The organism is Photobacterium sp. GB-210 (genome assembly GCF_003026075.1).
In the GTDB taxonomy this organism is placed as follows: Bacteria; Pseudomonadota; Gammaproteobacteria; order Enterobacterales; family Vibrionaceae; genus Photobacterium.
In genome coordinates, this window is the sequence record NZ_PYNU01000001.1 from 330,240 (window position 1) to 351,479 (window position 21,240).

Below are 21,240 nucleotides of genomic sequence, written 5' to 3' on the forward strand. Positions count from 1 at the left end.
CATATAATACATTGCGTGTTACAAAGATCTTAATTAACTATTACCTAGATTTAACCTTATGGTCAAAGTATTTATTTGTTAGGTGATGTTATTAATAAGAAAGTGATGTCGTTAATTTTTGTAATCGATGGATAGAAGACTAGTCGAGTAGTTGGATAATTGGCATAATGAATACTGTATATATAACCAATAGTGCGAAGTAAATGATAACGAAGTTTTTTGCCTCTGGTGGCGCATTAGATAAAGCCATCCCTGGTTTTCAGGCTCGCCAACCTCAAATTGATATGGCGAATGCTGTGGCTGATGCGATCAAGAGTGAATCTCAGCTGGTGGTTGAAGCGGGAACGGGGACAGGTAAAACCTTTGCTTATGTGATCCCCGCTTTGCTTAGTGGTAAGAAAACTATTATCAGTACAGGCTCTAAAAACCTTCAAGAGCAATTATTTCACCGTGATTTGCCATTAATGGCTGATGCGATTGGCTTTACGGGGCGTGTCGCGTTATTAAAAGGGCGCTCAAATTATCTATGTATTGATCGCCTAAATCGCCAAGTGATAGAAAGCCATGATGTGGAATCTGATCCTACGTTATTAACACAGTTGGTTAAAATTCGACAATGGTCTTCATCATCGAAAAGCGGCGATTTTGGTGAATGTGAAGATGTTGCAGAAGATAGCCCAGTCATTCCATTGATTACTTCGACCAATGATAACTGTTTAGGCCGTGAATGCCCCTCGTATGATGATTGTTTTGTCGTTAAAGCACGTCGCAAAGCAATGGAAGCTGATGTAGTTGTTGTTAATCACCATTTATTCTTGGCAGATTTAGCCATTAAAGAAACCGGCTTTGGTGAATTAATTCCTGAAGCTGAAGTATTTATCTTTGATGAAGCCCACCAAATGCCTGATATTGCCAGTCAGTACTTTGGCCAGAGCCTAACCAGTCGCCAATTAATTGAACTCGCGAAAGATATTGATATTGGTTATCGCACAGAAGCGCGTGATATGCGCCAACTGCAAAAAACGGCAGACAGGTTACAGCAAGCTGCGTTTGAAATGCGGATTATTTTAGGTGATCCCGGGTTTCGAGGAAATTGGCGAGAAGCATCACAAACCCCTGCTGTTCAACGGGAATTGACTCGACTGTCAGATGCATTAGATCTTACCTACGATGTACTTAAGCTGGCGTTAGGTCGAAGCCAGTTACTAGATACTGCCTTTGAACGTGCAGCAACGCTAAAAGCCAAACTAAAACGAGTATCAGATACTGCAATTACAGGCTATTCCTATTGGTATGAATGTACACCTCGCCAGTTTAGTTTAAATATCACGCCGCTCTCTGTTGCGGATAAATTTAAAGAGCAAATGGCTGAGCAAAAAGGGGCATGGATCTTCACTTCAGCAACCTTAGCCGTTGATGAGAACTTCACCCACTTTAGTCATCGCTTAGGGTTAGAGCCAAAGCAACAATTCTCGCTTGAAAGTCCGTTTGATTACAACGAGCAGGCGTTATTATGTGTACCTCGCCATTTACCTGAGCCTAATAGTTATGGTCTCGCTAACAAATTGGTTGATATGTTAGCGCCTGTGATTGAAGCGAATAATGGTCGTTGTTTTTTCTTGTGTACTTCTCATCAAATGGTACGCGATCTTGCAGAAGGGTTTCGTGAGAAGCTGAGTTTACCCGTGTTAGCGCAAGGTGAAACAACGAAACAAAAGCTACTTAATGAGTATTTGGCTCATGGTAATGCATTATTAGTGGCAACGGGGGCGTTCTGGGAAGGGATTGATGTTAGAGGGCAAGCCCTTAGCTGTGTTATCATTGATAAATTACCGTTTACAGCACCAGATGATCCATTATTAAAAGCACGTATTGAAGATTGTCGTATGCGTGGTGGTGATCCTTTTGCCGATGTCCAAGTACCTGATGCGGTGATCACCTTAAAGCAGGGTGTTGGGCGTTTGATCCGTGATACTAAAGACAAAGGCGTATTGATCATTTGTGATAACCGATTAGTAACAAGGCATTATGGCGCTGTATTTTTACGAAGTTTACCACCGATCCCTCGTACACGTAGTGTTGAAGGGGTTAGTGACTTTTTGTCTACTATTAATAACAATAACGTTATTGAAGATGACAACCAACATTCAGAGGCTTGAATGAGCACCAAAATTTTGGCAGTTGATACTGCAACTGAAAATTGTTCTGTTGCCCTATTAATGGGTGACGAAGTTATCTCTCGTTGTGAATATGCACCACGTGAGCACACAACAAAAATTTTGCCTATGGTAGATACAGTTCTGGCTGAAGCTGGTATCAAGCTAAACCAACTCGATGCATTGGCTTACGGCCAAGGCCCTGGTAGCTTTACTGGTGTTCGTATCGGCATTGGTATTGCGCAAGGTTTAGCGTTTGGTGCCGATTTACCTATGGTGGGCGTGTCAACATTAGCTGCAATGGCGCAAGGTACTTACCGTGTCCATCAAGCTGACAATGTATTATCTGCTATTGATGCTCGTATGGGCGAAATCTATTGGGGTCAGTATCAGCGTAAAATAGATGGTGACTGGCAAATTATCGGTGCAGAGCAGGTGATTGTACCTGATGCTTTAGTTGAATCTGTTCAGACCGAAACGGGTATTTGGTTAACAGCGGGTACAGCGTGGGAAGTGTATGCTGATACTCTAGCTAAGTTACCTTTTGAAATGCAGCAGGGCTCGGTGTTATATCCTGATTCACAAGACATGGTTCACCTAGCGAAGTTTGCTTTTGCTCGTGGTGAAAGTGTTAGCGCAGAAGTGGCTAGTCCTGTGTATTTACGTGATACTGTGACATGGAAAAAACTGCCAGGTCGCGAATAATTAAATAAAGAGTAGTGGCGGGTGCTGCTACTTTTTCTTTATCCTAATTTTTTAAATGGATGATGAGAGGAGATTATGGTTACTATCAATCATGGTGTTATATCATTACCATCAAAACCATTTAGTTCAACCTCACAGACCTCTAGTACGAAAGCGAGCACTTCAAGTGATACGGTTTCATCAACGTCTGTTTTATCATCGTTATCGACAACACAACACGCAGAGTGGGCGAGTCAAGAATATCGTCAATTACAGTATGATCGCCCTGATGGTAAACATCAGAAAGCATTATCTATGTATATGGATGTCATGCTGCATGATAGAAAAGAACAACTTTCCGATCTGATCGGTATCAATATGGTTGTTTAAACCAACGAATACTTTCCTTATTATTCTCATCGTTATCACGTTAATTTAACGTGTCCGTAGACTATGCCTAAATAATTACTTTTGCTGTAATATTGAACAGTTATGTTGAGGTTTTATATGTTTCGCACGCTATTTCTTGGGCTGATATTAATCTTTATGGTAGGCTGCGCCAGTGTTCCAGCCAGCTTGCAGACTAAAACGAAAAATCCGATCACGGATTTACGCGTTATCACAGAGCATCCTACTGTAATGCAACATCAGGAAGTAAGGTTAGGTGGCATTATTGCTTCAATTAAAAATGAAGCAAAACAAACTCGCGTTGAAATAGTCGCATTGCCGTTAACCTCTGACGGTAGACCAATATTGAACAGTAAACCCCAAGGTAGATTTATTGCGAATGTACCTGGCTTTCTTGATCCTATCGAGTATGCCAAAGGACGTTTACTGACAGTTGTCGGGCAATATACTGGAATGCAAAAAGGTAAAGTTGGAGAGTACGATTATACTTTTCCTGTAGTAAATGCTTCTGGTGAGCAAATTTGGCAAGTACAGCAACAAATTCAAATGGAAACACCAATGCGATTTAATCGTTGTATTGGCATTAACTGTGGATTTTGGGGCGATGATTACTTTATGCCGCCGTTTGGCATTCAAGGGCGCGTGGTTGATAGAGTGATAATGTAAGTCATGGAAGCAATCATATTTAAGCTTGCTGAATTAGAATTAGCGGGACTGACCAATTTCTCATTATCGTCGCCGTTAGAGAATAACAAACCCGTGTTGTTATTTATTCATGGTTGGCAAGATAATGCTGCGACGTTTTCATCACTTTGGCAACGGCTAGAGAAAGATTTTAATCTTGTTGCCATTGATTTGCCTGGACATGGTTTATCACAATCTCGAAGTGGGGATAACTATTATCACTTTTTCGATTATATTGATGATTTACACCAAGTTATTATGCAGCTTCCTGCTACGCGAGTGTGTCTTGTTGGTCACTCATTAGGGGCGATTATTGCCAGTTGTTATAGCGCTGCTTATCCTCAATCAATAGATAAGTTGGTATTAATTGAAGGCTTGTCGCCATTAGTGGAAGAGGCCGAACAAACGGTTGAGCGGTTAAAGCGTGGGATTAAAAGTCGACAGCAATACCGTAAAAGTAGTGAACGTCGTAAAGCAAGAGCAATGAGCTCTTTTACTGAAGCTTTACAATTACGTGCCAACGTTAATGATTTACCCATGGCATGTTTAGAGCCTGTTGTGAAGCGAGCAACGGTTAAGCGTAATGGGCTGTGGTACTGGCGACATGACCATCGCCTGCGTTGTGAATCACTCTACCGGATGACACAACAACAAGCACAAGCAATTATGTCGTCAATAGAAGCACCCATTTATTCGATTGTCGGAAGTCATGGATTTCCTCAACTGCGTGATGATCCGCAGGATAAATACAAGCTTCAACAGTTTTCACAGGTAGTGATTGACGGGGGGCATCATTGCCATTTAGAACAGCCAGATACAGTATCGAATTGTATTAGGGCTTTTATTTCCCTCGAGAGAGATTAATCTTCGCTTTTCAATGAGTAGCTTCAAAGTTTCTACTCAGTTAATTTGGCAAGATGTTAATTATAAGTTAAGTATACTGTACTTGAATGTAAACGCCTGTTTGATTTATACGTACAGTATTTACCTGTATTCCTGTATAGGTATTAAAGCAGTCTAATAATAAGGAGAATGCGAGTGGATAAGGTTTGGCTTAGCCGCTATCCGAATGATGTACCGGCAGAAATTAATCCGGATGCATATTCATCATTAGTTGATATGTTTGAACAATCAGTACGTAAATATGCTGATCAAACTGCTTTCATTAACATGGGACAAGTTATGACCTTCCGTAAATTGGAAGAGCGTAGCCGTGCCTTTGCAGCTTACCTTCAAAATGAATTGAAGCTACAAAAAGGTGACCGTGTTGCTGTAATGATGCCAAACTTACTGCAATATCCTATCGCGCTATTCGGTATTTTACGTGCAGGTTGTGTTGTGGTTAACGTCAACCCGTTATACACCCCACGTGAGTTAGAGCACCAATTAAATGACTCTGGTGCAAAAGCCATTGTTATCGTGTCTAACTTTGCTCATACCCTTGAAGCTGTTGTTAAAAATACAGGTGTTAAAAATGTAATTTTAACCAGCCTTGGCGACCAATTGTCTCGTCCAAAAGGTACTTTGGTTAACTTTGTTGTTAAGTACATTAAGAAAATGGTGCCTAAGTACCATTTGCCGCATGCGACTTCAATGCGTATCGCACTGCGTAAAGGCCGTCGTATGCAGTATGTTAAGCCATTTATTACTGGCGATGACATGGCATTTCTTCAATATACAGGTGGTACAACAGGCGTCGCTAAGGGTGCAATATTAACGCATCATAATATGGTGTCTAATGTCATGCAGGCGAAAGGTGCATATGGTCCTGTGCTAACAGAGGGGCGTGAGCTCATTGTTACCGCTTTACCGCTTTATCATGTATTTGCATTGACAGTAAACTGCTTATTATTAATGGAAATGGGCGGTCAGAACTTACTGATCACGAATCCACGTGATATTCCCACTTTTGTCAAAGAGCTTCAACGTTATCAATTTACAGCAATTACAGGTGTGAACACCTTATTTAATGCGCTGATCAACAATGAAGATTTCCAAGAGCTCGATTTTAGTAATCTACGTCTTTCTGTTGGCGGCGGTATGGCGGTGCAACGTGCTGTTGCTGAAAAGTGGCAGAAAATCACCGGTAATTACTTATTAGAAGGGTACGGTTTAACCGAGTGTTCACCACTGGTTGCAGCATACCCTTATGATTTGACGCAATATAACGGTTCAATTGGCCTGCCTGTCCCTTCAACTGAAGTGCGTATGGTTGATGATGAAGGTAATATTGTGGGTATCGACGAAGTCGGTGAATTACAAGTTCGTGGTCCTCAAGTCATGAAAGGTTACTGGCAGCGTCCTGAAGCCACTAAAGAAGTATTAACAGAAGATGGTTGGCTATCGACGGGTGATATCGTTAAATTTGATGATGAAGGCTTTTTGCATATTGTCGATCGTAAGAAAGATATGATCTTAGTGTCAGGTTTTAACGTTTATCCTAATGAAATCGAAGATGTTGTAGCGCTACATGACAAAGTGCTTGAAGTCGCAGCGATCGGCCAGGCTCATGAAGTGTCTGGAGAAGTGGTTAAGATATGTGTGGTGAAACGCGATCAGAGCCTCACAAAAGATGAATTGATAGCGCATTGTCGTCAACATTTAACAGGTTATAAGATACCTAAAATTGTTGAATTTATGGATGACTTGCCAAAAACCAATGTAGGTAAGATTCTACGTCGCGTATTGCGTGAAGAGTCTGATAAAAAAGCACAACAATAAGTGTTTGCGATAATAAATATGTAAAAAAGCCCATCAGTTTTTGCTGAAAAGTGTTATTACATACTATTGCGCGATATTATAGATGCCGACATTACGTCGGCATTTTTCTTAATATAATTTACAAAAAGGTTAATGATTTAGCCCCGCACCGAAAAGGTATCATGTGAACTTCGAGATAATTACAACAACCGAGCAATTACAACAGCGTTGTGACTCAGCCAGAACGCACACTGCCGTTATGCTTGATACGGAATTTGTCCGTACTCGTACGCTATACCCGCGTTTAGGTTTGATTCAATTATTCGATGGTGAGCAGTTATCGTTAATTGATCCATTAGAAGTGGAAGACATGGAGCCATTGTGGGCATTGTTACGTGATCAATCGGTGATGAAAGTGCTTCACGCCTGTGGTGAAGATCTAGAAGTATTTCAGCATCATGCCGGTTGTTTACCAACACCAATGTTTGATACTCAGTTAATGGCAGCTTTCCTTGGACAAGGTATTTCAACGGGCTTTGGTGCATTAGTGAAAGAATACGTTGGTGTTGAGCTTGATAAAGGCGAAGCGCGTACCAATTGGCTTGCACGTCCATTAACGGCAAAACAACTCGATTATGCCGCTGCCGATGTTTATTACTTAAAACCGTTGTTTGAAAGTTTATTAGCTAAGGTTGAAGAACGGGGCTATATGGAAGCATTACAGCAAGAATGCCTATCTGTAATACACCGCCGTATTAAGCCCGTTGATCCAGAAAAAGCGTATCTTGATATTAAAAACGCATGGCAGTTAAACCCACAGCAACTTGCTGTTTTGCAAAAAGTTGCAGCTTGGCGAGTACGTGAAGCGCAGAAACGGGATATCGCATTAAACTTCATTGTCAAAGAATTACATTTATGGAAATTAGCGCGTTTTAATATTAAATCACGATCTGAGCTTGAGAAAGCAGATTTTGAGCCAATGGAGATCCAACGTCACGGTAACCGTTTATTGAAAATGGTGCATGATTGCGATCGTATTGCAGCGCAAGATTATCCCGCGAAAATAGAGCGTTTGGTTGATTTCCCACATTATAAGCAGATGGTAAAATCCATCAAAGACGTAGTAACAGATGTTGAAAAAGAGACCGGTTTAGCGCCTGAGTTCTTAGCTTCTAAAAAGCAGATCCACCAAGTATTATCTTGGGCATGGAAGTATCAGCGTCAAGATGAAAAACGTCCTGAAATGTTGAAAAACTGGCGTCGTGATTTATTTGAGCAACGTGTATTAAAGTTATTAGACGAAAAAGCCTAATTGATTACTACGTCCTAAAAGAAAAAACCCGCCATCTGCGGGTTTTTCTGTATTAACGTTCTTCGTCAGGTAACGTCACGTTAAGTTCGAGTACGGATAAATCTTCCTCTTTATGATCAAGGTTCACAGACACTTGATTTGGGTCGATTTGAACGTACTTACTGATCACATCTAAAATATCTTGTTTTAGCTGGGGTAGGTAGGCTGGAGCCGGTTGTCCAGCACTACGACGTTCAGCGACAATAATCTGTAACCTTTCCTTTGCTACATTCGCTGTTTTCGTCTTTTTCGGGCGGAAAAACTCGAGCAGTGCCATATAAAGTTAGCCTCCAAATAAGCGTTTTAGGAAGCCTTTCTTCTCTTCCTCTAAGAATTTAAATGGGCGTTCCTCACCCAATAAGCGTGCTACTGTATCTTCATAAGCAATGCCAGCATCAGATTCTTTATCGAAAATAACGGGCTCACCCTTGTTAGATGCGTTTAGCACAGCTTGGCTTTCAGGAATAACACCTAAAAGAGGGATGTGTAAAATTTCTTCAACATCTTGAACGCTTAGCATTTCACCTTGCGTTACACGTGTCGGGTTATAGCGTGTTAGTAGTAAGTGTTGTTTAACTGCGTCTTTACCATCTTCTGCTCGGCGAGACTTAGAATCTAGAATACCTAAAATACGATCAGAGTCGCGAACAGAAGAGACTTCAGGATTCGTTGTTACAATCGCTTCATCAGCAAAGTAAAGTGCCATTAAAGCACCAGTTTCAATACCTGCTGGAGAATCACAGATAATGAAATCAAAATTCATTTTATCCAAGTCATTTAAAACACGCTCAACACCTTCACGAGAGAGTGCGTCTTTATCACGAGTCTGAGATGCTGGTAAAACAAAAAGGTTATCAACACGCTTATCTTTAATTAATGCTTGGTTCAGATTTGCTTCGCCGTTGATAACGTTTACAAAGTCATAAACGACACGTCGCTCACAACCCATAATGAGATCAAGGTTACGTAAACCAATATCAAAATCGATAACCGCCGTTTTTTTACCGCATAATGCTAGACCAGATGCAATGGCTGCGCTTGAGGTTGTTTTACCAACGCCGCCTTTACCTGAAGTAACAACGATAATTCGTGCCATTTACTAAATTCCTTATTAAAACTTTTATAAAGCAAGGTGCTCGATGCTAAGCGTATTATCAGTAATTGAAATTACAACACCCTTGCCCCAGAACTCATCCTGAATGTTATCACTTAGCCAGTAGTTTCCTGCAACTGAAATTAGTTCAGATTGCAAGTTCTGACAGAAAATTGTCGCTTCTAGGTCTCCGTTGGCTCCAGCTAATGCTCGACCACGTAACGTACCGTAAATATGAATGCAACCATCAGCAATAATTTCAGCGCCCGCACTCACATGGTTGAGAATGACAAGGTCACGATTTTTAGCATAAATCTGTTGACCAGAACGAACAGGAGTGCGAATGATAAGTGCAGACTCTCGGCCTTGAACTGGCTGAGAAGATGGCTCAGCTTCAGTAGATTCTACTGTTGTTTTTTCTTTCACCGTGCGTGCGGCATTCATAATAGCAAATCCAGCAGATTTTGCTTGATTTTGTAACGCTTGTTCTTTACAACCGCTGATACCTACAGGGATCATGCCCGCGTCGACAATTGCTCGTTTTAATTGCTCAAAATTAATATCTTTGCCTGCATTAGAGATATCGATAACAACGGGAGCTGATGCAAAGAAATTAGGTGCGAGTTCAATTTTTTCTTTTAGGTGATCGGTCGCTTTTTTGATATCACCATCAATTAAATGAAGCGCAGAGAGCGTAAATGAGCTCCCTTTAAGTTCAGTCGTCTTGGTCATGGTATTTATTATGGTTAATGTTTAAATTAACCATTCTTGTTGATTATCACAAAGGTACTAGCATGGTATATTCCCGAGCAGTTAGGGGCAAGTTATCCTTGCTTTGACATGGGAAATTCAGACAAAAGTCTCATCCTGTAGGGGAAAAATAAACCAACGGGGAATGATACGTTAAAATAGCTGTCTGAAAGAATAAGCTTTAACAAATAGGTGAATTGAAATGTTGTGTGCAATCTATAAAAGCTTAAAAAAAGATAACACATATTTATATGTAAATAAGAAAGATGATTTCTCCGATGTGCCTGAAGTATTAATGAATACATTTGGTAAACCGCAATTTGTTATGGTGATAAAGTTAGAAGGGAGAAAGTTAGCCTTGGCCGATGTTGAAAAAGTAAAAGAAGCATTAAAGACCGTTGGTTTCTATCTTCAAGTTCCACCGCCAGTAACAAATTTATTGGATCAATATAAAGCCGAGAAAGCCGGCAGAGCTAATTAAGGTTATTATGCATAAGCGTTTTATATCGGCCGTTGTGGCCTTAGGACTAGGGATTTCCTCAACAGCTTTTGCTGCTGATGAAGGGTTTAACGCATATATAAATAAATTAAAAGCAGAAGCGCGTAGTAATGGTATTTCTGAGCCTATTCTCGATTCAGCTTTTAAAGGCATTACATTTACTCATCGTGCAGTAAAGGCAGATAAAAACCAACCTGAGAAAAAGTTAACATTAGATCAATATATTCCACGCGCTGTACCTGACTGGAAAGTAAAACAAGCACGTCGTTTATATCAAGAGAATAAAACAACATTAGATCGGATAGGTAAAGAATACGGCGTACAGCCACGTTTTATTGTTGCGTTGTGGGGGGTTGAAAGTAACTTTGGTAAATTACAAGGTAATTACCATGTTGTTGAAGCATTAACCACGTTGGCTTATGAAGGTCGTCGTGAAGCATTATTTCGTAAACAAGTGATGGCGGCATTACAAATCCTTCAAGAAGGACATATTACGATTGATGAGATGAAAGGATCATGGGCAGGGGCGATGGGTCAATGCCAATTTATGCCAACATCTTATTTAACCTTTGCGGTTGATGGTAATAATGATGGTAAAGCTGATATTTGGAATACTAAAGCGGATGTTTTTGCATCTGCAGCGAATTACCTAAAAAAATCAGGTTGGAATGATAAATATACTTGGGGACGTCAAGTTAAGATCCCATCATCATTATCGGCCGATTTAAAAGGTACGGGTGTAGAAAAAACCAAAACACTAGCACAATGGCAAACACTCGGTGTTCGTACTATGAGTGGTGGGAATTTACCCAAAGAAGACATTGATGCATGGTTAATTCAACCTGATGACGAACATGGGCGTGCTTACCTTGTTTATGGTAATTACCAAACATTAATGAAATGGAATCGTTCTCATTATTTTGCTTTAGCTGTCAGCCATCTTGCTGATCGTATCTAATAGCTATAACCAATAATAAAAGGTTATCTGTATTGAAAGTCAGGCACTACTGCCTGGCTTTTTATTTTGATTTGTGTTTTCTATATTTAAAAGCGAATAAATATTTGCCTAGACATATCTTTAAGCAATTCGAAAACAGCGTTGTTTAGATTGATGTCTATAATTCTTGGTTCATGACAGTATAAAAAAAGCCCAACTAAGTTGAGCTTTCTAAATATATGGTAGGAAATGAAATTAGATTTCAAATTCTTCTAAAGATTTACCATTTTCAAGTGCTTGCTTAAGCGCGCTTGGTGTACGGCCTTGGCCTGTCCACGTTTTTTCTTCACCGTTTTCATCGATGAATTTATATTTAGCTGGACGTGCAGCACGTTTTGCTTTTGGTGCTTTTGAAAGGCTTGCTAACAATTCTTCAGGGTCGATACCATCAGCTAATAGCATTTCACGGTATTGAGCTAGTTTTTCATTACGCTCATTTTCTTTTGCTTGTTCTTCTTCTTCAGCTTCAGCACGTTCTTGAACAACGGTAGTTAATTTCTCTAAAGCTTCTTCTAGTTGCTCTAAAGTATATTCACGAGAAAGTGCACGAAGACTACGAAGGTTTAAAAGTGCTTTCATTGCATCAGACATTTTTATATTTCCTGTTATTTTTAACTAACTGTAAATAATAATAGCAGTGTCGAATCATTTATTACAATAGTAATGCTTTTATTCATTATGTCAAAACACTTTAAACATTCTTTATTGTTAATTGTTAATAATAGCGATATTCGTATTTTTATAAAAATACGAATATCGGATTTATGCTTAATAGATGTTTAAATGGTTACAAAATGAAACATATCTGCTCGTAGGTTCATAATATTTAATGGGTGAAGCTATACTTAGATAAGATTATATTTATAATGCAATGTTATTTGTTCTGTTGTTAAATGTTTCATGTGATGTTGTTGCAAATAATGAAACATTACGTAGAATAATCGCAACCTTGATGTAAGGTAGAGGCGCGTTATCTAATAGTAATTAACAAGAGGGTGAAACCAATGACGGTTAATGAAAGGAGCTAATGCCGAAGTAAGAGTGACGTCAAATCCTTTTTCTGGGGTTGTATTGAATAAGTGCAACACTGCCATAGTATATAATCATATTCACTATGGAGCGCTACTGTGAAAAGAGAAGAGCCAAGACGTTCTTCAAATATGGTTAACCGCCATGTTATCCAGTAGATCTCCAACCTAATTCGGTTGTCTTTGAGATCATGAATTTAGTAGATTACTCCCATTCATTAGTATCCATTATTCCTCCTATTGTTGCGTTAGGGTTAGCGATACTTTCTCGGCGTGTGTTAGTTTCTCTTGGTGCGGGTATCGTATTAGGAGCACTTTACTTAAATGACTTTTCATTTAACCATTCAGCTTCTTATTTAGGAGGCACTATACAAAACTTATTCATATCTGATGGTGGTATTAATACCTGGAATATGAGTATTGTTTTATTCCTCATTATATTAGGCATGACGACAGCATTGTTAACATTGTCTGGTGGTACTCGTGCATTCGCTGCATGGGCACAAACAAAAATTAAAACAAAAAGGGGCGCGAAACTGCTTGCTGCTTTTTTAGGTGTGTTTATTTTTGTTGATGATTACTTTAATAGTTTAGCGGTGGGTTCTATCGCTCGTCCCGTAACGGATCGCTATTACGTATCGCGTTCTAAATTGGCTTATATATTAGATTCAACAGCCGCTCCAATGTGCGTTCTAATGCCGGCATCGAGTTGGGGTGCGTATATAATTACGTTAATTGGCGGTATTTTAGTTACGCATGGAGTAACAGAATATACACCTTTAAGTGCCTTTTTAACGCTAGCGCCAATGAACTTCTATGCTATTTTTGCTTTAGCTATGGTTTTTGTTGTGTCTTGGTTCCAATGGGATATTGGACCAATGAAAAAACATGAGATGGCAGCAATGCATGGCCGTGGTTTTGATGAAGGCGGTGATGTTGATGAACAAGCAAAAGATTTAACTGACGAATTAGAAATTGTTGAAAGTACGAAAGGTAAAGTTGGCGATTTAATTTGGCCGATTGTTATTTTAATATTTGCCACGTTCTTTTTTATGGTTTTTACAGGCTATCAAGCATTAGCAGCAGATGGTAAATCTTTTGCTCTGCTAGGTGCGTTTGAAAATACTGATGTCGGTAAGTCACTTTGTCTTGGTGGTTTATTTGGCTTAGTTGCTGCGATTATTCCAGTCATTCGCCAGCGTATTGCATTTAATGAAGTTATTCGCACATTATGGATTGGTGCTAAATCCATGTTTGGTGCGATTTTAATTTTATTATTCGCGTGGAGTATTGGTAGCGTTATTGGTGATATGAAAACGGGTCAATATTTATCAACCCTTGTACAAGGGAATATTAACCCTATGTTATTACCGATGATCTTATTTTTATTATCAGGCGTGATGGCATTTTCTACAGGTACGTCGTGGGGCACGTTTGGCATTATGTTACCTATAGCTGGTGATTTAGCTGGGGCAACCGATATTACCTTGATGTTACCAATGCTAGCGGGAGTATTAGCAGGCTCTGTATTTGGTGATCACTGTTCACCGATTTCAGATACTACAATATTGTCTTCAACGGGGGCACGTTGCCATCATATTGATCATGTCGCAACGCAACTTCCTTACGCAGTTTCTGTCGCCTTTGTTTCTACTATTGGCTTCCTTGTGCTAGGTATGACTGATTCATTACCCGTAGCCTTCATCGCGGCTATAATTACTTTTATTATGGTTTGTGTGTTGTTTGCTTGGTTATCACGACGTACTTATGTCCCAACAGTAAAAAGCTGATTTTATCTCTGTTCTTTTAAGCCCATACACTTTTCATGAAAAAGAGTATGGGCTTTTTTGTAACTAATGTGTACTTGTTAAGTCTATCACTTTTCATTGTGAGTGAATTTCTGTAGCATCGGCGCAGTTTTTTTAAACCAATCGTATTACTAGGGAATCCTCATGGCCCAAATGTATTTCTATTACTCTGCAATGAATGCAGGGAAATCGACCACATTATTGCAATCCTCGTTTAATTATCGCGAAAGAGGAATGACCCCCGTTATTTTTACTGCTGCGATTGATGATCGCTTTGGTGTGGGTAAAGTCAGCTCTCGTATTGGTTTAGAAGAAGAGGCTGAGTTATTTAATGCAGAAGATGATTTATTCGAACGATTAAAAGCGTTATCAGATAGAGGTAAAATTGATTGCGTATTAATTGATGAATGCCAGTTCTTATCTAAAGCGCAGGTGTATCAATTAACGGAAGTGGTCGATAAACTCGATATTCCGGTTTTATGTTACGGCTTACGTACAGACTTCTTAGGTGAACTTTTTGAAGGGAGTCGTTACTTATTATCGTGGGCGGATAAGTTAGTTGAATTAAAAACAATTTGTCACTGTGGTCGCAAAGCAAACATGGTGATCCGTCAAGATGAAACCGGTCGTGCTATTGCTGATGGTGAACAAGTTGAAATTGGTGGCAACGCACGTTACGTATCAGTATGCCGATTACATTATAAAGAGGCATTAGGTCGTTAATTATTTAATGATAATAGGGATAGTCCTTTTTATCTTATCCAGTAATACGTAATTCTTGCGAAACAAAAAGCCAGCTTATTTAGCTGGCTTTTTCATCGTAACTGACGATTGAATTATTTCTTATTATGACGCTCTTGCAGTTTATTCGTCACATCTGACAGTGATAAACCTTGATCTTGAAGTAGTACAAGCAGGTGATAGATCAAATCCGCTGATTCACATACTAATTCCGCTTTGTCACCCGACGTTGCCGCAAGCGCGACTTCAACACCTTCTTCGCCCACTTTTTGCGATATACGCTTGGTGCCACGGGCGTAGAGGCTAGCTGTGTAGGAAGACTCAGGATCTGCACCTTTACGACTCGCCAAGAGCTGCTCAAGTTGATGAAGGAAAACCAGTGACGGTGGCTGAGCATCACTTTCATCAGAATCAAAACAGGTGGTCGTGTTTAAGTGGCACGTTGGACCAATTGGATCGACGTGTACTAATAAGGTGTCTTGGTCACAATCAAGCTGAATACTTTTAAGTTGCAGTACATTGCCTGATGTTTCACCTTTCGTCCACAGGCGCTCTTTGGTGCGAGACCAGAAAGTGACTTGTTTAGTATCAAGTGTCTTTTGAAGCGCATCTTCGTTCATGTAGCCAAGCATTAGCACTTGACCACTGGCATTATCTTGAACAATAGCAGGGATCAGTCCGGCTACTTTTTCCCAATTGATTTTGGTTAATAAACTCATAGTCGGATCTCCACATTTTGCGTTTTCAGAAATTGCTTTAACTCACCAATGTTGATGATTTGTTTATGGAAAACAGAGGCAGCTAAGGCGCCGTCTACATTCGCAAGCTTAAAGGCATCGCTAAAGTGCTGCATTTCACCCGCACCACCAGAAGCAATTAAAGGCACGTCACATACACTGCGTACCATGTTGAGTTGCTCTAAGTCGTAACCATTACGTACGCCATCTTGGTTCATCATGTTCAGTACGATTTCACCCGCGCCACGACGTTGAACTTCTTCAACCCAATCACGTGTTTGCCATTGGGTTGCTTTGGTACGCTTTTCATCACCAGTAAATTGGTATACCTGATATTGACCTGTTTCAGCGTCAAAATAGGAATCAATACCGACAACGATACATTGCACACCGAACTTATCCGCCAATGTGGTGATTAATGTTGGATCTGCCAGCGCTGGTGAATTGATAGAGACTTTATCTGCACCAAATTGAAGAATACGGCTCGCATCGTCAGCAGATTTAATCCCACCTGCGACACAGAATGGAATATCAATCACTTCTGCAACGCGAGATACCCAGCTTTTATCAACAACACGACCGTCACTTGATGCGGTAATATCGTAGAAAACCAATTCATCTGCGCCTTCTTCAGCGTAACGTTTTGCCAGTGGTACAATGTCGCCAATGATTTCGTGGTTACGAAATTGGACACCTTTTACAACCTGACCATCACGTACGTCTAAACAAGGAATAATACGTTTAGCTAACATTGTGGTCTCCTTAATTGTTCCAGCATGTAAAGGCTTGCTCGGCAGTAAACTTACCATCAAGTAGGGCGCGACCGACAATAACGCCAGCCACACCTGAGCCTTTTAATGCTGCAATATCATCAAGCGAGCCAATGCCACCAGATGATTGAAATTGTACTTGCGGGTACTGGCGACAAAGATCGACATACAGTTCGACATTTGAACCAGCTAATGTGCCATCACGAGAAATGTCAGTACATAGCACGTGTTTTAAACCCACTTTTAGGAAATCTTCTAATAGCGCCTCAATAGTAACGCCTGAATCTTCTTGCCAACCAGATACAGCGACAATGCGGTTACCGTTGTCATCAATATTGATATCCAGTGCCAATACAATGTGTTCAGCACCATACTTTTCCATCCAGCCTTTAACCATCTCTGGTTGTTTAACGGCCGTTGAACCTATCACTACGCGTTTAGCACCTGCGTTAAGTAGATCTGCGACGTCTTGTTCTGTGCGTACGCCACCACCAATTTGTACATTGGCTGGTGTGCTTTTGAGTAGTTTTTCAATAAGGGATAATTGACGGGCTTGCGTATCTTTTGCGCCCGTTAAATCAACCAAGTGGAGCCAGTTAGCGCCAGCTTGGTGGTAAAGATTAAATTGCTCTGCGGGATCGACTTTGTATTCTGTTACTTGACCATAGTCGCCTTGGAATAGACGAACGACTTGGCCTTCAATCAGATCTAATGCAGGAATAATCATAACAAGTCCTTTTGTTATCGTTATAGTTCGAGGAAGTTTTGAATGAGTTTCGCGCCAGCTTTACTTGAACGCTCTGGGTGAAATTGCACCCCGTAGTAATTGCCATTTTGCACTGCTGCGGTAAAGCTTTGACCATATTGCGCGCTGGCGATGGTTTTACCACCTTGCTGCGCGGCATGATCAAATACAGGCATGGCGTAACTATGCACGAAATAAAAATAGCTTCCCGCAGGGATGCCATTAAATAGCGGGTGATTATCTTCCGGTGTAATGGTGTTCCAACCCATATGTGGCAGCGGTAACCCCTCGGCTTGGATTTTCTCTACAGAAGCATCACACAAATCTAAGCAGGGAATAATTTCACTGCCATTTTGCCCGTGCTCCTGCGATGCTTTACCCAGTAGCTGCATACCCAAACAGATCCCTAACAACGGTTTAGTCACTTGCTTTACTAAGCTAACTAAATCACGCTGTTGTAGGTTCTGCATTGCTTCACTGGCGGTACCAACACCCGGAAGAAAGAGCTTATCGGCAGCAAGTACAACTGCTGGATCTTTGCTGACTTCCACTTGATAGCCAAGACGTTCAATAGCAAAGCGAACAGAAGATACATTGGCACAACCAGTATCAATAATGACTACGCGCTGTTGAGTATTGGTTGCTGTCATTACAACACTCCTTTACTGCTTGGTAGTTCGTTACCTTCTACTTTAATCGCTTGGCGCAATGTGCGGCCGAAAGCTTTAAATAGGCTTTCAACGATGTGGTGATCGTTATTACCTGTTGATGATAAGTGCAGGGTACAAGCGAGCGTATCAGTTAAAGAGCGGAAGAAGTGTGGCACCATTTCCGTTGATAAATCACCAACTTGATCACGACTAAATTGTGCATCAAATTTCAAATATGGACGACCAGATAGATCTAACGCGCATTGTGCTAAACACTCATCCATCGGTAGGCTAAAGCCAAAGCGGCCAATTCCACGTTTATCACCTAAGGCTTTTTTCAACGCTTCGCCTAACGCAAGTGCGGCATCTTCAACACTGTGGTGATCATCGATGTGTAAATCACCATCAACGGTTAAGGTCATTTGAAAACCGCCGTGCGTGGCGATTTGATCTAGCATGTGATCAAAAAAGCCAAGGCCAGTTGAAATCGTATTACCGCCCGTTTGATCTAAATTCACTTTAACGCGAATATCAGTTTCTTTGGTGGTTCTTACAACCTCAGCAATACGAGGTTGGGTGGTTAAATCAGTTAAGATCTGCATCCAATTCATGGTTTCAGGGTTGTACTGGATACCACGAATCGCCATATTTTCAGCCAGTTGTAGATCAGTAATCCGATCGCCAATGACTGCTGATGTTTCAAAATCTACACGACCTTGCTGGAGATACTCTTTGACAAGTCCAAGCTTAGGCTTACGACAACTACAACCTTCGTTATCAAAGTGAGGACAAATCAGCACATCGCTAAATACTACACCTTGTGATTCGAAGATTTCCATCATCATATTATGTGGCGCGTCGAAATCCGCCTGTGGGTAGCTATCTGTACCTAAACCATCTTGGTTTGTCACCATAACTAGTTTGTAGCCTGCGCTTTGCAAAGCAAGTAGGGCAGGAATCACATTCGGTTCAAATTTAAGTTTATCTAAACGGTCTACTTGAAAGTCTACTGGCGGCTCAACAATTAAGGTGCCGTCACGGTCAATAAATAAAATCTTTTCCTTGCTCACAATCAACGTCCTTATTGTTGTTCTAATTGGCTACGAATAAAGGCGAGAGTTTTTTCACACTCATCACGGCTACCTACACTGATTCGAATACAGTTTTCAATCGGAGAGCGGCGTAAAATAATGCCGTTATCCCATAATGCTCTAAAGAGTTGATCTGCATTAGGGAATTTAACCAGTAGGTAATTACCGTAGCCATCAAATACGGTTACGCTATCTAACATGCTTAAACCCGCTTGTAAGTAAGCGCGGTTAGCACTGATATCAAGCACTTGGAATTTTGTTCGTGCTCTACCTGCTTCCGATAGGGCTTGTACTGCAATTTCAGTGACAGGTACAGGTACTGGGTAGGGGGCAATCACTTTAAGCAAAACATCGATAATATCGCTGTTAGCAATCGTAAAGCCACAGCGTAAACCCGCTAGTGCAAACGCTTTTGATAGCGTACGAAGAATGACTAAATTAGGGTAGCTTGACAGTAAGTCGCTGGCGCTTTCTTCTAAGCAGAAATCGATATAGGCTTCATCAACTACCACTAGGGCTGAGTTTGCTGTCATATCTAACAGGGCTTCAATGTCTTTACGTGCTAACAAGTTACCTGTTGGGTTATTCGGGCTACAGACGAAAACAATTTTCACGCCATCAAGATTTTGTGAAATGGCCTCTAAATCCAATTGCCACTTGCTTGTAAGCGGAACAACTTTCGCATTTACATCGTAAGTTTCAGCGCTGATTGCGTACATGCCATATGTCGGAGGACAATATAAAATACTGTCTTGGTTTGGCTCACAAAAAGCGCGGATCAGAAGTTCAATGCCTTCATCGGCACCACGTGAGGTTAGCACCTGATCAGGTTTTACATTGGCATAGTCTGCGTAGGCATTGATTAATGCTGGTGGCTGACATTCGCTGTAACGGTTTAATCGAGCAAGACTAATGCTGTACTCGTTGTCAAACGGCGATTCATTGGCATTTAACCAAATGTCTCCGTTGCCGCCTAATCGACGGGCTGATTGGTAAGGGGTTAATTCACGTACTGTTTTACGTGCTAGTCTTGCCATCGTCATGATTTATCCCTCACGCTTAGCCGTTAATTTTTCAACGCGGATTGTTACTGCACGTTTGTGGGCATCAAGACCTTCAGCATCGGCAATCGTGGTTACTGTTTTTGCTAACCCCAGTAGGCCATCCGCAGACAGCTCTTGTACTGTCATACGCTTAGAAAAGTCAGCCAAGCCTAAACTTGAATAAGTCCGTGTATAACCATAGGTTGGTAGTACGTGGTTAGTACCAGATGCATAATCACCAACAGATTCAGGTGACCAGTTACCTAAGAAAATAGAGCCAGCATTGTCAAGTAATGGCACTAAATCACGTGGTGTACGGGTTTGAACAATTAAGTGCTCAGGCCCATAGTTGTTAGAAATTGCAATACACTGCGGTAATGTTTCAGCGACAATTAATAGGCTTGATCCTAATGCTTCTTTCGCAATATCTGCACGTGATAATTGAGCTAGTTGACGTTGAATAGCATCTGCTGTTTTATCAGCAATCACTGGATCAGGCGTAACCAAAATGACTTGAGAATCAGGGCCATGCTCAGCTTGGCTAAGTAAGTCAGCAGCGATAAAGTCAGGATCTGCGCTGCTATCAGCAATCACTAATACTTCAGAAGGGCCTGCTGGCATATCAATAGCAGCACCGCGAAAATCATTACTTACTTGGCGTTTAGCTTCTGTTACAAAGGCATTGCCTGGGCCAAAAATCTTATCGACTTTAGTGACGGTTTCGCTGCCGTAGGCCATTGCCGCAACGGCTTGTGAACCACCGACGTTGTAAACATCATCGATGCCACATAATTTGGCAACGTATAAGATTTCATCTGCAATAGGCGGTGGAGAGCACAGCACCACTTTTTGGCAACCTGCTATTTTAGCGGGCACGCCGAGCATTAATACGGTTGATGGTAGTGGTGCACTGCCTCCTGGAATATACAAACCGACTGAATTAACAGGGCGTGTCATTTGCTCACAGATGATACCTGGCTGTGTTTCTACACGGAGTGTCGGTTGCTTCTGTGCTTTATGGAAGGTACTGATATTGTTAAAAGCTTGCTGTAGCGCTTCTTTCATCTCTGTACTTAATCGAGCACATGCATCGTCGATTTCTGTGTCACTGACTTTGATGGATGCTGGACGAATACCATCAAATTTTTCTGTCAGTTCAAGTAAAGCTTCATCACCACGTTCACGGACATCGCTAATAATGCCAGAAACAATAGCGCTAATATTAGCGCCATTATTTACGGCTGGTCGAGCAAGAAGATTTTCTCGCTGACTTTCACTTAAGGATTGCCATACAACTGTCTTCAT

22 protein-coding genes and 1 riboswitch are annotated in these 21,240 nt (G+C 41.0%); of the genes, 11 read left to right on the forward strand and 11 right to left on the reverse strand.

Translation table 11 applies throughout. From position 1 onward, the window contains the following. Positions 1 to 203 precede the first annotated feature (203 nt). From C9J38_RS01655 to rnd, 7 genes are all read left to right on the forward strand, one after another. The gene (locus C9J38_RS01655; RefSeq protein WP_107205591.1) at positions 204 to 2,159 is read left to right on the forward strand and encodes an ATP-dependent DNA helicase; all 1,956 of its coding nucleotides are present in this window, start codon (positions 204 to 206) and stop codon (positions 2,157 to 2,159) included. Beyond that, positions 2,160 to 2,861: a tRNA (adenosine(37)-N6)-threonylcarbamoyltransferase complex dimerization subunit type 1 TsaB gene (gene tsaB, locus C9J38_RS01660; protein ID WP_107205592.1), complete on the forward strand. Its 702-nt coding sequence runs from the start codon at positions 2,160 to 2,162 to the stop codon at positions 2,859 to 2,861. Between the two features lie 75 nt (positions 2,862 to 2,936). After that, on the forward strand, positions 2,937 to 3,230 hold the full coding sequence (locus C9J38_RS01665) for a hypothetical protein (RefSeq protein WP_107205593.1): 294 nt from the start codon (positions 2,937 to 2,939) through the stop codon (positions 3,228 to 3,230). 117 nt (positions 3,231 to 3,347) lie between these two features. Next, positions 3,348 to 3,914, forward strand: coding sequence for a Slp family lipoprotein (locus tag C9J38_RS01670; RefSeq protein ID WP_107205594.1), 567 nt, complete (start codon positions 3,348 to 3,350; stop codon positions 3,912 to 3,914). Between the two features lie 3 nt (positions 3,915 to 3,917). After that, on the forward strand, positions 3,918 to 4,796 hold the full coding sequence (locus C9J38_RS01675; protein WP_107205595.1) for an alpha/beta fold hydrolase: 879 nt from the start codon (positions 3,918 to 3,920) through the stop codon (positions 4,794 to 4,796). Between the two features lie 174 nt (positions 4,797 to 4,970). Next, a complete protein-coding gene (fadD, locus tag C9J38_RS01680; protein WP_105060617.1) occupies positions 4,971 to 6,653 on the forward strand; it encodes a long-chain-fatty-acid--CoA ligase FadD in 1,683 nt (560 codons plus the stop codon). Positions 6,654 to 6,816: 163 nt separating this feature from the next. Then, on the forward strand, positions 6,817 to 7,944 hold the full coding sequence (gene rnd / locus C9J38_RS01685; RefSeq protein ID WP_107205596.1) for a ribonuclease D: 1,128 nt from the start codon (positions 6,817 to 6,819) through the stop codon (positions 7,942 to 7,944). A gap of 52 nt (positions 7,945 to 7,996) precedes the next feature. On the opposite strand, the gene minE is transcribed toward rnd, so the two are convergent. From minE to minC, 3 genes are read right to left on the reverse strand one after another with little or no spacing between them, the layout of a single operon-like run. Beyond that, complete coding sequence (gene minE / locus C9J38_RS01690) at positions 7,997 to 8,260, reverse strand: cell division topological specificity factor MinE (protein ID WP_005370595.1); 264 nt, start codon at positions 8,258 to 8,260, stop codon at positions 7,997 to 7,999. 6 nt (positions 8,261 to 8,266) lie between these two features. Then, a complete protein-coding gene (gene minD, locus C9J38_RS01695; RefSeq protein WP_107205597.1) occupies positions 8,267 to 9,079 on the reverse strand; it encodes a septum site-determining protein MinD in 813 nt (270 codons plus the stop codon). A 24-nt stretch (positions 9,080 to 9,103) separates the two neighbouring features. Further along, on the reverse strand, positions 9,104 to 9,808 hold the full coding sequence (gene minC / locus C9J38_RS01700; protein WP_107205598.1) for a septum site-determining protein MinC: 705 nt from the start codon (positions 9,806 to 9,808) through the stop codon (positions 9,104 to 9,106). A 220-nt stretch (positions 9,809 to 10,028) separates the two neighbouring features. Between minC and C9J38_RS01705 the strand changes: the two genes are divergently transcribed. After that, positions 10,029 to 10,307, forward strand: coding sequence for a YcgL domain-containing protein (locus tag C9J38_RS01705; RefSeq protein WP_005370601.1), 279 nt, complete (start codon positions 10,029 to 10,031; stop codon positions 10,305 to 10,307). A 7-nt stretch (positions 10,308 to 10,314) separates the two neighbouring features. Then, complete coding sequence (locus C9J38_RS01710; RefSeq protein ID WP_045082690.1) at positions 10,315 to 11,283, forward strand: lytic transglycosylase domain-containing protein; 969 nt, start codon at positions 10,315 to 10,317, stop codon at positions 11,281 to 11,283. Between the two features lie 234 nt (positions 11,284 to 11,517). On the opposite strand, the gene C9J38_RS01715 is transcribed toward C9J38_RS01710, so the two are convergent. Then, on the reverse strand, positions 11,518 to 11,913 hold the full coding sequence (locus C9J38_RS01715; protein ID WP_045183993.1) for an H-NS family nucleoid-associated regulatory protein: 396 nt from the start codon (positions 11,911 to 11,913) through the stop codon (positions 11,518 to 11,520). 361 nt (positions 11,914 to 12,274) lie between these two features. Beyond that, a riboswitch (Lysine riboswitch) is annotated at positions 12,275 to 12,455 on the forward strand. An 86-nt stretch (positions 12,456 to 12,541) separates the two neighbouring features. Here C9J38_RS01715 and C9J38_RS01720 point away from each other — a divergent pair. Together C9J38_RS01720 and C9J38_RS01725 are read left to right on the forward strand one after the other, a co-directional pair. Continuing rightward, positions 12,542 to 14,140, forward strand: coding sequence for a Na+/H+ antiporter NhaC family protein (locus C9J38_RS01720; protein ID WP_107205599.1), 1,599 nt, complete (start codon positions 12,542 to 12,544; stop codon positions 14,138 to 14,140). 162 nt (positions 14,141 to 14,302) lie between these two features. Further along, positions 14,303 to 14,881 carry a thymidine kinase gene (locus C9J38_RS01725; RefSeq protein ID WP_107205600.1) on the forward strand — a complete coding sequence of 193 codons (579 nt, stop codon included), beginning with the start codon at positions 14,303 to 14,305 and terminating at the stop codon, positions 14,879 to 14,881. A 113-nt stretch (positions 14,882 to 14,994) separates the two neighbouring features. Here the strand turns inward: C9J38_RS01725 and hisIE are convergent, their stop codons facing one another. The 7 genes from hisIE to hisD are packed head-to-tail and all read right to left on the reverse strand — an operon-like array spanning position 14,995 to position 21,240. Then, the gene (gene hisIE / locus C9J38_RS01730) at positions 14,995 to 15,618 is read right to left on the reverse strand and encodes a bifunctional phosphoribosyl-AMP cyclohydrolase/phosphoribosyl-ATP diphosphatase HisIE (protein WP_107205601.1); all 624 of its coding nucleotides are present in this window, start codon (positions 15,616 to 15,618) and stop codon (positions 14,995 to 14,997) included. After that, the gene (hisF, locus tag C9J38_RS01735) at positions 15,615 to 16,388 is read right to left on the reverse strand and encodes an imidazole glycerol phosphate synthase subunit HisF (RefSeq protein WP_005370612.1); all 774 of its coding nucleotides are present in this window, start codon (positions 16,386 to 16,388) and stop codon (positions 15,615 to 15,617) included. Before hisF ends, hisIE begins: the two co-directional genes overlap by 4 nt. A gap of 10 nt (positions 16,389 to 16,398) precedes the next feature. Beyond that, positions 16,399 to 17,133 carry a 1-(5-phosphoribosyl)-5-[(5-phosphoribosylamino)methylideneamino]imidazole-4-carboxamide isomerase gene (gene hisA / locus C9J38_RS01740; RefSeq protein ID WP_005370613.1) on the reverse strand — a complete coding sequence of 245 codons (735 nt, stop codon included), beginning with the start codon at positions 17,131 to 17,133 and terminating at the stop codon, positions 16,399 to 16,401. 20 nt (positions 17,134 to 17,153) lie between these two features. Then, the gene (hisH, locus tag C9J38_RS01745; protein WP_107205602.1) at positions 17,154 to 17,801 is read right to left on the reverse strand and encodes an imidazole glycerol phosphate synthase subunit HisH; all 648 of its coding nucleotides are present in this window, start codon (positions 17,799 to 17,801) and stop codon (positions 17,154 to 17,156) included. Beyond that, positions 17,801 to 18,871 (reverse strand): bifunctional histidinol-phosphatase/imidazoleglycerol-phosphate dehydratase HisB, encoded by a 1,071-nt coding sequence (gene hisB / locus C9J38_RS01750; protein WP_370444637.1) that lies wholly within the window; start codon positions 18,869 to 18,871, stop codon positions 17,801 to 17,803. The genes hisH and hisB overlap by 1 nt, the downstream gene beginning before the upstream one ends. Before the next feature lie 11 nt (positions 18,872 to 18,882). Continuing rightward, a complete protein-coding gene (gene hisC, locus C9J38_RS01755; protein ID WP_107205924.1) occupies positions 18,883 to 19,929 on the reverse strand; it encodes a histidinol-phosphate transaminase in 1,047 nt (348 codons plus the stop codon). Between the two features lie 9 nt (positions 19,930 to 19,938). After that, positions 19,939 to 21,240, reverse strand: coding sequence for a histidinol dehydrogenase (hisD, locus tag C9J38_RS01760; RefSeq protein WP_107205603.1), 1,302 nt, complete (start codon positions 21,238 to 21,240; stop codon positions 19,939 to 19,941).